The organism is Brevibacillus sp. WF146 (genome assembly GCF_001673705.2).
Taxonomy (GTDB): domain Bacteria; phylum Bacillota; class Bacilli; order Brevibacillales; family Brevibacillaceae; genus Brevibacillus; species Brevibacillus thermoruber.
This window is the reverse complement of record NZ_CP109943.1, coordinates 994,505-1,007,364: the sequence shown is the minus strand read 5'-3', so window position 1 is coordinate 1,007,364 and position 12,860 is coordinate 994,505. Positions and strand designations below refer to the sequence as shown.

The window sequence follows — 12,860 nt, the reverse complement described above, 5'->3', positions numbered from 1 at the left end:
GACAGAAACACCCACCCTACATACAATGAAAACAGAAAAACTGGACATTTGTCCAAAAAATGGTGGTGTGTAAAACCGTGACCCGTTCCGCCCGTTCACAAACAAAAGCGGACGCCAAACGGGCCTACCTGATCGAACAGGCGACCCGCTGCCTCGCCGAAAAAGGGTACGCCCGCGTCTCGCTGCGTGACATCGCCCGGGAGTCCGGCGTCTCGCTGGGCATCCTGCACTATTATTTTGCCGGCAAGGAAGACCTGCTGCTTGCCGTCATCTCGGGGTACAAGGAGCGGTTTCTGCGGGAGCTGGAGCAGGAACTCCTGAGCGCCCCCCTGGAAGGGTGGATGGACCGGCTGCTCGCGGTGCTGCGCCGGGCGTTGGTCGAGGATCAGGCGGTGCACCGCCTGTGGTACGACTTTCAGGTGCAGGCCATGTACCTGCCCGCATTTCGCGACGGCGTGCGGGAGATACGCGCCCGCCTCTTCGAGCTGATCGGCGAGATGCTGGACAGATTGCGCAGGGAAGCGGGGTTTTCTCCCCTGACGGAAGCGGATGAGGCCGTCCCGCTGCTCTACTCCCTGATCGACGGCCTGTTTTTTCAAGCGCTTCTCGACGAGGCGGACGATCCCGAGCAGACGGTGAATCGGCTGGAGCAGGCGCTCCCCCGCATGCTTGCGCTGTTATTGTCCCCATCATCCCAAACGGAGAGGTGATCCACCATGGGCGTTCTCACGATGCAAAATCCGGCCACCGGCGCCATCCTCGGCGAACTGGCGGAGGCGACGCCGGAGGAGGTACGCCTGGCAATGGAGCGAGCCAGGCAGTCGTTTGGCGGTTGGTCCGCCACGCCGCTTCCGGAACGGCTCCACTACCTGACCCGGCTGCGCCATTACCTGGTGGAGCAGGCGGAAGCGCTGGCGGAGAAAATCAGCGCCGACACCGGCAAACTCACGCTGGAAGCGCTCATGACGGAAATCTTCGTCACCGCGGACACGATCCGCTTCTACGAGAAGAACGCAAAGCGGATGCTGTCCCCCAGACGGGTGCCCACGCCGCTGGTGCTGTGGCCGAAACGGTCGTCCATCCACTACAAACCGCTGGGCGTGGTCGCGGTCATTTCGCCGTGGAATTACCCGTTCCAGCTTTCCGTCATTCCCGCCCTTTCCGCGCTGGCGGCCGGCAACACGGTCCTGCTGAAGCCGTCGGAAGTCACGCCGTACACCGGCCTGGTCATGGACGAACTGTTTCGGGCCGTCGGCTTCCCCGAGGGGGTCATCCAGGTGCTTCACGGCGGCAGGGAGGTGGGGCAGGCGCTGGTGGCTGCCAAGCCGGACAAGATCTTTTTCACCGGCTCGGCGGCGACGGGCCGCGCCATCATGAAGCAGGCGGCGGAACACCTGATCCCGGTGGAACTGGAGCTGGGCGGCAAGGACCCGATGATCGTCTTTGCCGACGCCCATTTGGAGCGGGCCGCCAATGCCGCCGTCTGGGGCGCGTTCACCAACGCGGGACAGGTCTGCATGTCCGTCGAGCGTCTCTACGTCGAGCAAAGCGTGTACCCGCAGTTTGTGGAGCTGGTCAAGGCGAAGACGGCGGCGCTGCGCCAAGGCTTTCCCCGTCAGGCGGACATCGGGTCAATGACCTTTCCCCGACAGGTCGAGATCGTTCGTGACCACGTGGCCGACGCCATCGCCAAGGGAGCCGTGGTGGAGATCGGCGGCCGCTTTGAAGAAGACGGGATGTTTCTGCCCCCGACCGTCCTGACGGGCGTGACGCACGCGATGAAAATCATGCGCGAGGAGACGTTTGGCCCCGTCCTGCCGATCATGCCCTTTTCCTCCGAGGAAGAAGCGATCCGCCTGGCAAACGACTCGCCGTACGGGCTGAACGCTTCTGTCTGGTCGCAGGACGAGACAAAGGCCAGACGAGTCGCGCTGCAGTTGGAAACCGGCAATGTCTGCATCAACGACTGCCTGGTCAGCTACGCCAACCCCCATCTGCCGTTCGGCGGCGTAAAACAGAGCGGCATCGGGCGCTACCGCGGTCCGGAAGGCTTGCGGGCGTTTACGCACGCCGTCTCCGTCATGCACGATCCCGGCAGGCGAAAACGGGAGGTCAACTGGTATCCCTACACCGAGGAGCAGGAGACGATGTTTGTCGGGCTGATCAAGGCCCTGTTCGGCAGGGAACGGAAATGGAACCGCCAGGCCCTGCGTGCGGCCTGGCGGGAGTGGAAGCGTCTGCGGGAATAGCGGCCGCCCTTTAGGCGAACTGCCGGTTCAGGTTCGCCATTTCGATGGCGGCTGCGGCCGCTTCCCATCCTTTGTTGCCTGCTTTGGTGCCGGCCCGCTCGATCGCCTGCTCGATCGAGTCCGTCGTCAGCACGCCAAAAATCACGGGAACGCCCGTAGCCAGGGAGATGGACGCCACCCCTTTGGCGCATTCGCTGCACACGTAGTCAAAGTGAGGCGTCGCTCCGCGAATGACCGCGCCCAGCGTGACGACGGCGTCGTAGCGGCCGGACTCCGCCATTCGCTTGGCGATCAGCGGGATTTCAAAGGCGCCGGGCACCCAGGCCACGTCGACGTTTGCTTCCTCCACGCCGTGCCTCTTCAGCGCGTCCAGCGCGCCGCCGAGCAGCTTGCTGACGATCAATTCGTTAAACCGGGCTGCCACGATGCCTACGCGCAGACCCGTTCCTACCAGATTTCCCTCGAACACTTTCATGGTTGTTCACTCCTTGTTCAAAGTTGAAGCAGGTGACCCAGCTTCTCGTGTTTGGCGGCCAGATACCGCCTGTTGTGCGGATGGGCCGGCATCTGAATCGGCACCCGCTCTGCCACTTCCAGTCCGTAGCCGCTGAGGCCGCGGATCTTCCGCGGGTTGTTGGTCAACAGCCGCATGCGTTTCACGCCCAGATCGCGCAGGATTTGCGCCCCGATCCCGTAGTCGCGCAGGTCGGCGGGGAAGCCCAGCTTTTCGTTCGCTTCCACGGTGTCGTAGCCGTCCTCCTGCAGCTTGTAGGCGCGCAGTTTGTTGATCAGGCCGATGCCGCGCCCCTCCTGCCGCATGTACAGGAGGACGCCCCGTCCTTCCGCTTCGATCTGCCGCAGGGCGGCGTGCAGTTGGGGGCCGCAGTCGCAGCGGTGCGAGCCGAAAATATCGCCGGTCAGGCACTCGGAGTGGACCCGCACCAGCACCGGTTCGTCGGGCGTGATCTCTCCCTTGATCACCGCCACGTGCTCTTTGCCGTCCAGTTCGTTGGTGTAGGCGGCGATGCGGAAGTCGCCGTATTCGGTAGGCAGGTTCACCTCGATTTCCCGCTTGACCAGCCGCTCCGTCCGCATCCGGTAGCGGATCAGGTCGGCAATGGTGATCAGCTTGAGATCAAAACGCTCGGCGATCTCGGCCAGTTGGGGCAGGCGGGCCATCGTCCCGTCCTCGTTCATGATTTCGCAGATCACCCCGGCGGGAAAAGCGCCCGCCAGCCGGGCCAGATCGACGGCCGCCTCGGTGTGTCCGGCCCGGCGCAGGACGCCGCCCGGTTTGGCGATCAGCGGAAAGATGTGGCCCGGACGTTGAAAATCGTCCGCCGTTTTTTGATCGTCCAGCATCGCCAGCACGGTGCGCGAGCGTTCGTGAGCGGAGATGCCCGTATGGGTTCCCGCTTCGTCGATGGAGACGGTAAACGCCGTACCCTGCCGGTCCGTGTTTGCCTCCACCATCGGCTTGAGCCGCAGCCGGGCGGCGTGCTCTTCCGTGATCGGCACGCAGACGAGGCCGCGTCCGTGCGTCACCATGAAATTGATCATCTCCGGCGTGGCCGCTTCCGCCAGGCAGACGAAATCCCCTTCGTTTTCCCGGTCCTCGTCGTCCACGACGATCACCGCTTTTCCCTGTCTCAAGTCTTCCAGCGCTTCTTCTATGGCATGGAACATGGTCGGTTCCCTCCCCTCTGTTTTGGCAGCACCCGTCGATTCCATCAGACGAACCCGTGCTCCCGCAAAAACTCCGGCGTAAGCCCCGTCCGCCGCTCCGGCTGCGGCTGTTCGGAGCGCCACGCCAGCAGCCTCTCCACGTACTTGCCGATGACGTCCGCTTCGAGGTTGACCGGATCCCCGATCCGCTTGTCCCGCAAATTGGTGTGGGCCAAGGTGTGCGGGATGATGGAGACGGAAAAGCTTTCCGCGTCCACGTCGACGACCGTCAGGCTGATGCCGTCCAGGCAGATCGAGCCGCGCGGCACCACGTATTTGAGCACATCCGGCTCCGCTCCGATCCGAAACAGCACCGCGTTGGCATGCGGGTGGCGCGAGAGAATGGTTCCCGTCCCGTCCACGTGGCCGGAGACGATGTGGCCGCCGAAGCGGTCCCCCAGCCTCATCGCCCGCTCCAGGTTGACAATCTGCCCCCGTTTTGCCTGCCGCAAACTGGTTTTGTTCAAGGTCTCCGGCATCACGTCCACGCTGAATTGACGGTCGGTATGGGCCGTTACGGTCAGGCAGACGCCGTTGACGGCGATGCTGTCGCCGACGCGGACGCCCTCCAGCACCCGCTCGGCGCGGATCACCATGCGGCATGCCTGGCCGTCTCCCGTCACGCTCTCCACTACGCCCACTTCTTCCACCAGTCCGGTAAACATGGCGTCGCTCTCCTCCTTGTGTCTCATGATTCCGAATCCCAGACGGGGTAGCCGGTGATCCGCAGGTCGTGCGGTCCCACCTGCTCCCACTCGACATCGGCCAGCGGCACCGCCTCGTCCATCCGTTCCAGCCCCGGACCGCCAAACGGCGTGGGGGCACCGGCGCCGCCGACCAGCTTCATGGAGAGGTAGGCGACGATCTTTTGGACCGCCCGCGCGCGGAGAAACGAGCCGTTTACCTCCGCACCGCCTTCCACCAAAAGCGAGGTGATGCCCCGCGCTCCCAGTTCATCCAGCACCTGCTCCACCGTGACCGGTCCGTCCGGCACGAGTACCGTCACACCGCGCTCCTCCAGCGCCGCCCGCTTCTCTGCCGGCGCCTCCGCCGAGGTGACAATCCACGTCGGCGCCTTGCCGTCATTCACCACGCGGGCATCCAGCGGCGTGCGCAGCCGCCTGTCCAGGATGACCCGAACCGGCTGACGGCCCGTCGCCGTGCCCGCCGTCCGGGCCGTCAGCTCGGGGTCGTCGGCGATCACCGTCCCGACCCCCACGAGAATCGCGTCGTGCCGCCGGCGCAGTTCGTGCACCTGCCCGCGCGCCTCCTCGCCCGTGATCCAGCGGCTGTGCCCCGTCACCGTGGCGATTTTGCCGTCCAGGGTGCTGGCCGTCTTCACGGTGACGAACGGCCGCCGGGTGGTGATGTAGTGGAAAAAGACTTCGTTGAGCCGCCGCGCCTCCGTCTCCCCGATGCCGACGGTGACCTCCACGCCGGCGGCGATCAGCCGGGACACCCCCTGCCCCGCCACCAGCGGATTGGGATCCAGCACGGCCACCACCACACGGCTGATCCCCGCCTGGATGACCGCGTCGGCGCAGGGAGGCGTTCGTCCGTAATGGCTGCACGGCTCCAGCGTGACGTACAAGGTGGCCCCTTTTGCCCGTTCGCCGGCCATCCGCAGCGCGTGCACCTCTGCATGAGGCTCGCCTGCTTTCAGGTGGGCCCCCATGCCGACGACCTCGCCGTCTTTTACCACCACGGCCCCCACCAGCGGATTGGGGCTGGTCTGTCCCGCCGCGGAGCGCGCCAGCTCCAGCGCCAGCGCCATGTATCGTGCGTCGTGTTCCATCGTGCGCTCCTTTCCCGCTTCGTTTTCGCCCCAACAAAAAATGCCCTGACATCGAATCAGGGCATAGGGGAATAAGCCTGTTGCCGTCCGTTTTTTCCAAAAAACGGACGCACAGGCTCACCAAATACCTTCTCCCATCCGGACTGTACCGTCGGCCTTGGAATTTCACCAAGTCAGTCGCTGTCGGCCAAAGCCGTCAGCGAGTCGCGGGCTGAGACGTGCGTTCGTCATCACCGCCGGTCGGGAATTTCACCCTGCCCTGAAGGTTGGTATTCAGTTACGGGCATTATACCACAATTTCAGACGAGTCCTACACTTTTTCCGGCGACGGCGGCGAAATCAGCAGAAAAGCCCGGAATTCTTCATCCGGGCTTTCCCCTTACGGCGTGTTGTCCGGCTGAGCATCCGGCCTTGGCACATCCGGCTTTCCTTCCGGATTGTTGTACAGGTACTGCGGCACGTCGCCGATGACGAGCGAGTGGGTGATCGGGATTTTGGTGGTCACCGTCTTCTGGTCGGTGGCAAACGGGATGACGATCCGCAAATCCACGTCGACGTAGATGTACACCGTGACCAGCACCATGTTGATGCCCGCTTCCTTCATCTCCGTATCCAGGCGCGTCTTCACCGCCCCGATCGGCATAAAGGTGACGGGAAGTTCCGGCCCCATCTGCGCCAGGAAGCTGCTGCCCGTCGCCAATCCGAGCGGGATGTGGCGGTCCACTTTTTCGTCTTCCAATTCCTTCAACCGGTTCTGAACGCGGGAGGTGGTTTCTCCTACAATCCGCGAATACTCCTTGAAGTTGAACTGGTACGCCTGAATCCGCCCCTCGTTGTCCTTTTCAATCTTGACGATCTGGTTGAAGTCCACGCCCTGCTGCGTGATCCGTTTCGTCACCGCGTCGGTGATGGCCTGCTTGGCCAACTGCTCCGCCTTTTGCGACGCCAGGATCAGAAGCGTCGGCTTCAGGCGATTCTCGACAAAGACCAGAAACTGGATTATCATCACGAAGAATATGACCAGCGCGATAAAAAACGCTTTCGTGCGCGAAAGCGGATGTCTCCATCGCCGACGGGGTCGAAACATCGCCACGCCCGTCACCTCCCAGTTGGTACATCCTATGCGGGAGGGAGCCAAAAGAGAAGCCGAACCTGCCTCGGGCGGTTTGGCTCCGCTTCTCGCCGTTGCACTTCTCGCCGCTGCCGTTTTCACGTGACAGCCGCCCCCCTCCGCCTCAAGGACGGGGCAGAGGGGGTACGGGCGTTATTGCACATGGCCGATCAATCCTGTCGCAAGCCCCGGGAATAACGCCAGCAGCGCGATGAACAGCAGCATGATCACGGCGTACGGGGCCGCGCCGCGCACGATCAGGGCGATCGGTGTGGACGGGTCGATGCCCTTGAGCACAAACAGGTTCAGTCCCACGGGCGGCGTAATCAGGGCCAGCTCCATGTTGACCACCATGATGATGGCGAACCAGATGGGGTCAAAGCCCAGGGACGTGATAATCGGATACAAAATGGGCAGTGTGATGACCAGGATGGAGACCGTCTCCAGGAAGCATCCGAGCACGAGCAGGAGCAGGTTGATCAGGATGAACACGACCCACTTGGAGACCGGCAGGCCGGTGGCCATCTCCGTCATCGCCTGCGGAATCTGCAGGGAGGTGAGGATGAAGCCGAACAGCATCGCCCCGACGATGATGAACAGGATCATCGCGTTGGTGGCGACGGTCGACAGCAGGATGTTTTTGATGTTGGCCCAGGTGAGGCTGCGGTAGACGATCCCCGCCACCAGCAGGCTGAATATTACGCCGGCGGCGGCCGCCTCGGTGGGGGTGAACACCCCGGAGTAGATGCCGCCGATGATCAAAACGGGCATCAAGAGGCCCCAGACCGCTTTGCGCGTCCCCTGCCAACGCTCCTGCCAGCTGGCCGGCTCGCCTTTGATGTGGCGCATGCTCCACGACGCGTACGCCATAAAAATTGCCAGCAGCAAAATCCCCGGCACCACTCCGGCGATAAACAGCTTGCCGACCGATTCGCCGGTGACCGAGCCGTAGATGATCATCGGCACGCTGGGCGGGATCAGGATGCCCAAGGTACCGCCCGCCGCCAACAGGCCCAGCACCGTTTTTTTGTCATAACCCCGTGTGGTCATCTCGGGAATTGCCACCGTGCCAATCGTCACCGCCGTCGCCACACTGGAACCGGAGATGGCGGCAAAGATGCCGCAGCACACCAGTGTGGCCAGCCCGAGGCCGCCCGGCAGATGACGCAGCCAGCGGCTCGCCATTTCGTACAGCTCCCTGCCTACGCCGCTGTAGAGCAAAATCTGACTCATCAGCACGTACATCGGCAGGGAGCTGATGGTAAAGTCATCCAGCGCCTTGTACGCGATGATGGGAATCTGGTGCAGCCCCAGTACGCCGCCGTTGAACCAGTACAGGCCGATCGCGGCCAAGAGCGAGAGGGCAAAGGCAACGGGCACGCCGATCAAGAGCAGCGAGGCCATGCCGCCCGCAAAGAACAGGCCCATTACGCACCGCCCCCTTTCCCGCCGCGTATGCAGTCCGCCACCTGCAGCAGAAAGGCGAGACTCAGCAGCGTGCCGCCGATCGGCAGCAGCATCTCCGGCATGTACATGGGTATCTGCAAGAGCGAGGTGGAGGTAAAGCCGAGCTCCATCGACCGCTTGACGTGTTCCCAGCCGAAGATGGCAAACAGCAGGCTGAACGCGAGCCCCAGCAGGGCGGAAACGATCAGCAGCCAGCGGCGCGCGGCGGCCGGCACGTTGTGCAGGAGCAAATCCACCTTGATGTGGGCGTCTGCCCGGACCGCGTACGCCGCCCCGATGAAACAACTGCCGATGATCGCGTAAACGGACAGCTCGGTGGCCCAGGTCGTCGGGGCGTCAAAGAGCGAACGGGAGACGATCTCGTAAAAAATCATGCCCGTCGTCACCACGATCAGGATCCCTGCCGTGATTCCCCCCCACAGGATCAAGCGGTCCAGCCAGCGGTACAGGTATGAAAACCATTTCATTCAGCGTCCTCCCTTCCTCGCGTTCTGCCGCACGGTTACTTGATGTTCTGCACGTCGTCCAGCAGCTCTTTGCCCAAGTCCCCGGCGGTTTTCAGGTACTCGTCCCAGGCCGGCCTGGCCGCTTCCTTCCACTGCGGGAGGTCGCTCTCCGGCACCACGTACACGTCCATGCCTTTTTGTTTCAACTGCTCGGTCGTCTGTTTGTCCTCTTCTTCCGCCTGCTTGCGGATCCACTCTTCCGTCTCCCTGGCCGTCGCGGTCAACAGCTCCTGCGTTTTGGGCGGCAGCGCGTCCCAGTACTGCTTGTTGACGGCGAGCAGGAATTCCAGGTAGGCGTAGTTGACGACCGTCAAATAGCGGGACACCTCGTCGTACTTGCGCTGCACCATGGCCGTCGTGCCGGAGGTGGCGCCGTCGATCGTCTTGCGCTGCAGCGCCATGTACACCTCTCCCGCGCCCATGAAGACGGGAGCCGCGCCGTACGCCTGGATCATCACCGACGGAATGTGACCGATGCTGCGGATTTTCAGCCCGTGAAAATCGTCCGGCCTGGTCAGCGGGCGGACGCTGTTGGCAAATTGGGCGTAGCCATAGTCGGCGTACATCAGCACTTTGGCCCCCTTCTTCTCCATCTCCGCATTCAGCTTCTGGCCGACAGGGCCGGACAGGGCCTTGCCCGCCAGCTCGTAGGTGGGAAACGCGAACGGCACGTCAAAAATCCCCATCGCCGGCACCACCGACGACCACAGCGTGGACGAGTTGACCCCCATCTCGACGCCGCCGGTCAGGATCGCCTGGTTCATTTCCTTGTCGCTCAGCAGTTGGCCGGCCGGATACACCTGGATTTTCACCTTGCCGCCGGAGCGCTCCGTCACGTTTTTCGCAAATGCTTCCACCCCGCGCGCGATGTGGTGGTCCTGCGGCAGGTTGTAGGCGAGGCGGATGGTCGCCTCCTGGTAGCCGTCAGCGGATGCCGCCTGCCCGCCGGACGTGCCGACCGCCGCGGTGCCGCCCGGTGCCGCCGCTCCGCCGCAGCCGGCCAGCAGGCCGCCCAGCAGTCCGATCGTCGTCCATGCGGTGATCCAACTTTTTTTCATCGTGGTTTTCCCCCTTGGTCATCTGTGAATCGTTGGCTGTTCTTTCGATTCCACCAGCCGGATGCGGCCCAGCGGCATGCGCATGGAGAAGCTGACGGCGTATTCGGCAGCGTCCAGCATCTTGGAAAAATCCACTCCGGTGCGCACCTTCATCCGTTCAAACATGTACACGACATCCTCCGTCGCCGCGTTGCCGGCGGCGCCCGGCGCAAACGGACAGCCGCCCAGCCCGCCGACCGCGGTCTCGAAGCTGCGGATCCCCGCCGTGTAAGCGGCGTACGTGTTCGCCAGCGCCAAGCCGCGGGTGTCGTGCAGATGCAGCGCGATTCGCTCCGTCCCCACGGCGTCGATCAGCCGTCTGGACAGCGCGTACACTTCGTCCGGAACGGCGATGCCGATCGTGTCGGCGACGCCGATCTCATCCGCACCGGCGGCAATCGCCTGCTCGGCCAGCCGGAGCACGACGTCCGGGTCTACCCTGCCGGAGAACGGACAGCCGAAACTGGTGGCGATGGAAAAGCGGATCCGCTGCCCCGCCTGCCGGACCAGCGGAACAAGCTCGCGGAAGGCCTCCAGATTTTCCTCGATTGTCTGGTTGATGTTGCGCCGGTTGAACGCCGGACTGGCGGAGGTGACCCAGTTGATTTCGTCCAGCCGGTACGCGGCCGCCCGCTCCAATCCCCTCCGGTTGGGAATGAGCGCGGCAAACGAGACCCCGGACACCCGGGGCAGTCCGCCCATCACCGCTTCGGCATCGGCCATCTGGGGCACGCGCTGCGGATGGACGAACGACGCCGCCTCGATCCGGCGCAGGCCCGCATCGGCGAGCATGCCGATCAGGCGCAGCTTTTTCTCCGTCGGGATGAAGCCCGGTTCGTTTTGCAGGCCGTCACGCGGCCCCACTTCGATGATCGTCACGTCTGTCGTCATATGGCTTTCTTCTCCTTCAACCGGGCCAGCGCGGCGTCATCCAGCCTGAGCAGACCCTTGAGGATTTCCTCGTTGTGCTCCCCCAACCGCGGCCCCACCCACTCGTGGCCGCCGGGCGTCTCCGACAGCTTGGGGACCACGCCGGGAAACAACACCGTCTCGCCGTCCGGCAGACGGATTTCCTCCAGCATGTTACGCGCCCGGTAATGTTCGTCTCCGACAATCTCCTCAATGCTGTAGATCGGCCCTACGGGAACGGCCGCCTCGTCCAGGCGGCGCTGCACCTCCTGGAGCGGATGCCGCTTCGTCCACTCCTCGATCACCTGATCGATGAACGCCGCGTCTTCCGCCCGTCCCTGGTTGGTGGCGTAACGGGGGTCTTCCGCCAGGTCGCTGCGGCCGATGGCGTGCATCAGCCGCTTGAAGATGCTGTCCCCGTTGGCGCCGATCACGACGTACTTGCCGTCGGCGCACAGGTAGGTGTTGGACGGCGCGATGCCCGGCAGCGCACTGCCCGTCCGCTCCCGTACCACCCCCTTCAGGTCGTATTCCGGCAGCACGCCTTCCAGCAGGCTGAACACGGCTTCGTACAAGGCCACGTCCACCAGTTGGCCCTTTCCTTCCGGCGAGCGGCTGCGGGCGTGGAGCGCCATCAACGCCCCGATCACCGCGTACAAGCCCGCCGTCAGGTCGCCGATGGCGATGCCCACCCGCACCGGCGGGCGATCGGGGAACCCGGTCAGGTAGCGCAGGCCGCCGATCGCTTCCGCCACGCTGCCGAATCCCGGCTTGCCGCGGTAGGGACCGGTCTGCCCGTAACCGGAGATGCGGACCATGATCAGGCCGGGGTTGATCCCGCTCAGCACCTCGTAGCCGAGCCCCCATTTCTCCAGCGTCCCGGGCCGGAAATTTTCGATGACGATGTCCACTTCACGGGCCAGCGAGCGGATGATCTCCTGCCCCTCTTCCATGCGCATGTCGACGGTAATCGATTTTTTGTTGCGGGCCTGGACGTACCACCAGACGGACGTGTCGTGATGCATGGCCCGCCAGTTGCGCAGCGGATCGCCCGTTTCCGGGGGCTCCACCTTGATCACCTCCGCTCCGAACTCGGCAAAAATCTTGCCGGCGAACGGCGCGGCCACCAGCGTGCCCAGTTCCAGCACGCGCACGCCCTGCAGCGGTTTTCGTGCGTTCATCGGTCCCCTCCTTGTCGTGTTGGTGTGCGGTTGGCTTCCATGCACAGGCGGAAATCGCGGGTAATGTGCTCGGCCATGCTCGCTGCGGCCGCGTCTCCGTCGCGCCTGCGGATGGCGTCGAGGATCGCCGCGTGTTCGGCAATGACGGTTTCCGGCCGCTGCGGATGCACCTGCAGGATGGCGTTGCGGTAGAACGAAATCAGCACCTTCAGATCGTTCATGATCTTGGCCATATACGGGTTTTTGCTCGCTTCCGCGACGCGCTGGTGAAAGGCGAAATGGAGCTCGTGGGTTCGGCGGGCATCGCTCTCGCGGGCAATGTCCGCCATCCGGGCCAACAGTTCCTGCAGGTCGGCCAATTCCTCCTCCGTCCGGCGCTCGGCGGCAAAACGGGCCGCCGCCGGTTCCAGATGGAGACGGCACTCGAACAGCGAGGTAAAATCATCGAGCGTCGGCTGGTAGACCGTGACTCCTCCCTGTGCCTGCACCACCACCAGGCCGTCCTTTTCCAGCCGGCGGATCGCTTCGCGGATCGGGCTGCGGCTCACGCCCGTCTCCTCGCACAGGCGCTCCTCGATCAGCCGCTGCCCCGGGGCGAGCCCGCCGAACAGAATCTGTTCCCGCAAATATTCGTACACTTGTTCCTGGAGCGTCTCGCTTCGCTTGATCATCCTGGGCATGACCCTCAAACCCTTCCCCTGTCATGAATACGGTATGCTGTATACGAAAGCGATTTCTAAATAGTAATTCAATTCTAAAAATGGTGTCAATTATTCTCGTTTGAAATATGGCCGGCAAGAAGAAAGAGAGCCCGCGTCCT

At 63.5% G+C, this 12,860-nt stretch carries 13 protein-coding genes and 1 riboswitch; of the genes, 2 read left to right on the top strand and 11 right to left on the bottom strand.

Going from position 1 to position 12,860, the window contains the following annotated elements; all coding sequences use genetic code 11:
* Positions 1-77 precede the first annotated feature (77 nt).
* Both A6764_RS04840 and A6764_RS04835 read left to right on the top strand, forming a co-directional pair.
* Positions 78-710, top strand: coding sequence for a TetR/AcrR family transcriptional regulator (locus A6764_RS04840; protein ID WP_065067195.1), 633 nt, complete (start codon positions 78-80; stop codon positions 708-710).
* A 6-nt stretch (positions 711-716) separates the two neighbouring features.
* Positions 717-2,249 (top strand): aldehyde dehydrogenase family protein, encoded by a 1,533-nt coding sequence (locus A6764_RS04835; protein ID WP_264622430.1) that lies wholly within the window; start codon positions 717-719, stop codon positions 2,247-2,249.
* 10 nt (positions 2,250-2,259) lie between these two features.
* Here A6764_RS04835 and ribE read toward each other — a convergent pair whose 3' ends face one another.
* The 11 genes from ribE to A6764_RS04780 all read right to left on the bottom strand — a co-directional run bounded on the left by ribE (position 2,260) and on the right by A6764_RS04780 (position 12,720).
* Complete coding sequence (gene ribE, locus A6764_RS04830) at positions 2,260-2,724, bottom strand: 6,7-dimethyl-8-ribityllumazine synthase (protein WP_029098365.1); 465 nt, start codon at positions 2,722-2,724, stop codon at positions 2,260-2,262.
* A gap of 17 nt (positions 2,725-2,741) precedes the next feature.
* Positions 2,742-3,935, bottom strand: coding sequence for a bifunctional 3,4-dihydroxy-2-butanone-4-phosphate synthase/GTP cyclohydrolase II (locus tag A6764_RS04825; protein WP_065067198.1), 1,194 nt, complete (start codon positions 3,933-3,935; stop codon positions 2,742-2,744).
* Between the two features lie 44 nt (positions 3,936-3,979).
* A complete protein-coding gene (locus tag A6764_RS04820) occupies positions 3,980-4,639 on the bottom strand; it encodes a riboflavin synthase (RefSeq protein WP_035299530.1) in 660 nt (219 codons plus the stop codon).
* 23 nt (positions 4,640-4,662) lie between these two features.
* A complete protein-coding gene (gene ribD, locus A6764_RS04815; RefSeq protein ID WP_264622429.1) occupies positions 4,663-5,769 on the bottom strand; it encodes a bifunctional diaminohydroxyphosphoribosylaminopyrimidine deaminase/5-amino-6-(5-phosphoribosylamino)uracil reductase RibD in 1,107 nt (368 codons plus the stop codon).
* Between the two features lie 122 nt (positions 5,770-5,891).
* Positions 5,892-6,040: riboswitch (FMN riboswitch) on the bottom strand.
* 108 nt (positions 6,041-6,148) lie between these two features.
* Positions 6,149-6,862 carry a sporulation protein YunB gene (gene yunB / locus A6764_RS04810; protein WP_141669672.1) on the bottom strand — a complete coding sequence of 238 codons (714 nt, stop codon included), beginning with the start codon at positions 6,860-6,862 and terminating at the stop codon, positions 6,149-6,151.
* Between the two features lie 171 nt (positions 6,863-7,033).
* A complete protein-coding gene (locus tag A6764_RS04805) occupies positions 7,034-8,308 on the bottom strand; it encodes a TRAP transporter large permease (protein ID WP_065067200.1) in 1,275 nt (424 codons plus the stop codon).
* The gene (locus A6764_RS04800; RefSeq protein WP_065067201.1) at positions 8,308-8,814 is read right to left on the bottom strand and encodes a TRAP transporter small permease; all 507 of its coding nucleotides are present in this window, start codon (positions 8,812-8,814) and stop codon (positions 8,308-8,310) included. The genes A6764_RS04805 and A6764_RS04800 overlap by 1 nt, the downstream gene beginning before the upstream one ends.
* Positions 8,815-8,849: 35 nt before the next feature.
* Positions 8,850-9,911 carry a TRAP transporter substrate-binding protein gene (locus tag A6764_RS04795; protein WP_264622428.1) on the bottom strand — a complete coding sequence of 354 codons (1,062 nt, stop codon included), beginning with the start codon at positions 9,909-9,911 and terminating at the stop codon, positions 8,850-8,852.
* A gap of 18 nt (positions 9,912-9,929) precedes the next feature.
* Entirely contained in the window at positions 9,930-10,841 is a 912-nt protein-coding gene (locus A6764_RS04790; RefSeq protein WP_044897133.1) for a hydroxymethylglutaryl-CoA lyase, read from the bottom strand.
* Positions 10,838-12,040 (bottom strand): CaiB/BaiF CoA transferase family protein, encoded by a 1,203-nt coding sequence (locus A6764_RS04785; protein ID WP_264622427.1) that lies wholly within the window; start codon positions 12,038-12,040, stop codon positions 10,838-10,840. Before A6764_RS04785 ends, A6764_RS04790 begins: the two co-directional genes overlap by 4 nt.
* On the bottom strand, positions 12,037-12,720 hold the full coding sequence (locus tag A6764_RS04780) for a GntR family transcriptional regulator (protein ID WP_035299523.1): 684 nt from the start codon (positions 12,718-12,720) through the stop codon (positions 12,037-12,039). The genes A6764_RS04785 and A6764_RS04780 overlap by 4 nt, the downstream gene beginning before the upstream one ends.
* Between the last annotated feature and the right edge of the window lie 140 nt (positions 12,721-12,860).

Bases quoted from the DNA above. Each gene is read 5' to 3' on its own strand.
- A6764_RS04835 (WP_264622430.1), top strand. From the start codon at position 717: ATGGGCGTTCTCACGATGCAAAATCCGGCCACCGGCGCCATCCTCGGC.
- ribE (WP_029098365.1), bottom strand. From the start codon at position 2,724: ATGAAAGTGTTCGAGGGAAATCTGGTAGGAACGGGTCTGCGCGTAGGC.
- A6764_RS04825 (WP_065067198.1), bottom strand. From the start codon at position 3,935: ATGTTCCATGCCATAGAAGAAGCGCTGGAAGACTTGAGACAGGGAAAA.
- A6764_RS04820 (WP_035299530.1), bottom strand. From the start codon at position 4,639: ATGTTTACCGGACTGGTGGAAGAAGTGGGCGTAGTGGAGAGCGTGACG.
- ribD (WP_264622429.1), bottom strand. From the start codon at position 5,769: ATGGAACACGACGCACGATACATGGCGCTGGCGCTGGAGCTGGCGCGC.
- A6764_RS04805 (WP_065067200.1), bottom strand. From the start codon at position 8,308: ATGGGCCTGTTCTTTGCGGGCGGCATGGCCTCGCTGCTCTTGATCGGC.
- A6764_RS04800 (WP_065067201.1), bottom strand. From the start codon at position 8,814: ATGAAATGGTTTTCATACCTGTACCGCTGGCTGGACCGCTTGATCCTG.
- A6764_RS04795 (WP_264622428.1), bottom strand. From the start codon at position 9,911: ATGAAAAAAAGTTGGATCACCGCATGGACGACGATCGGACTGCTGGGC.
- A6764_RS04790 (WP_044897133.1), bottom strand. From the start codon at position 10,841: ATGACGACAGACGTGACGATCATCGAAGTGGGGCCGCGTGACGGCCTG.
- A6764_RS04785 (WP_264622427.1), bottom strand. From the start codon at position 12,040: ATGAACGCACGAAAACCGCTGCAGGGCGTGCGCGTGCTGGAACTGGGC.
- A6764_RS04780 (WP_035299523.1), bottom strand. From the start codon at position 12,720: ATGCCCAGGATGATCAAGCGAAGCGAGACGCTCCAGGAACAAGTGTAC.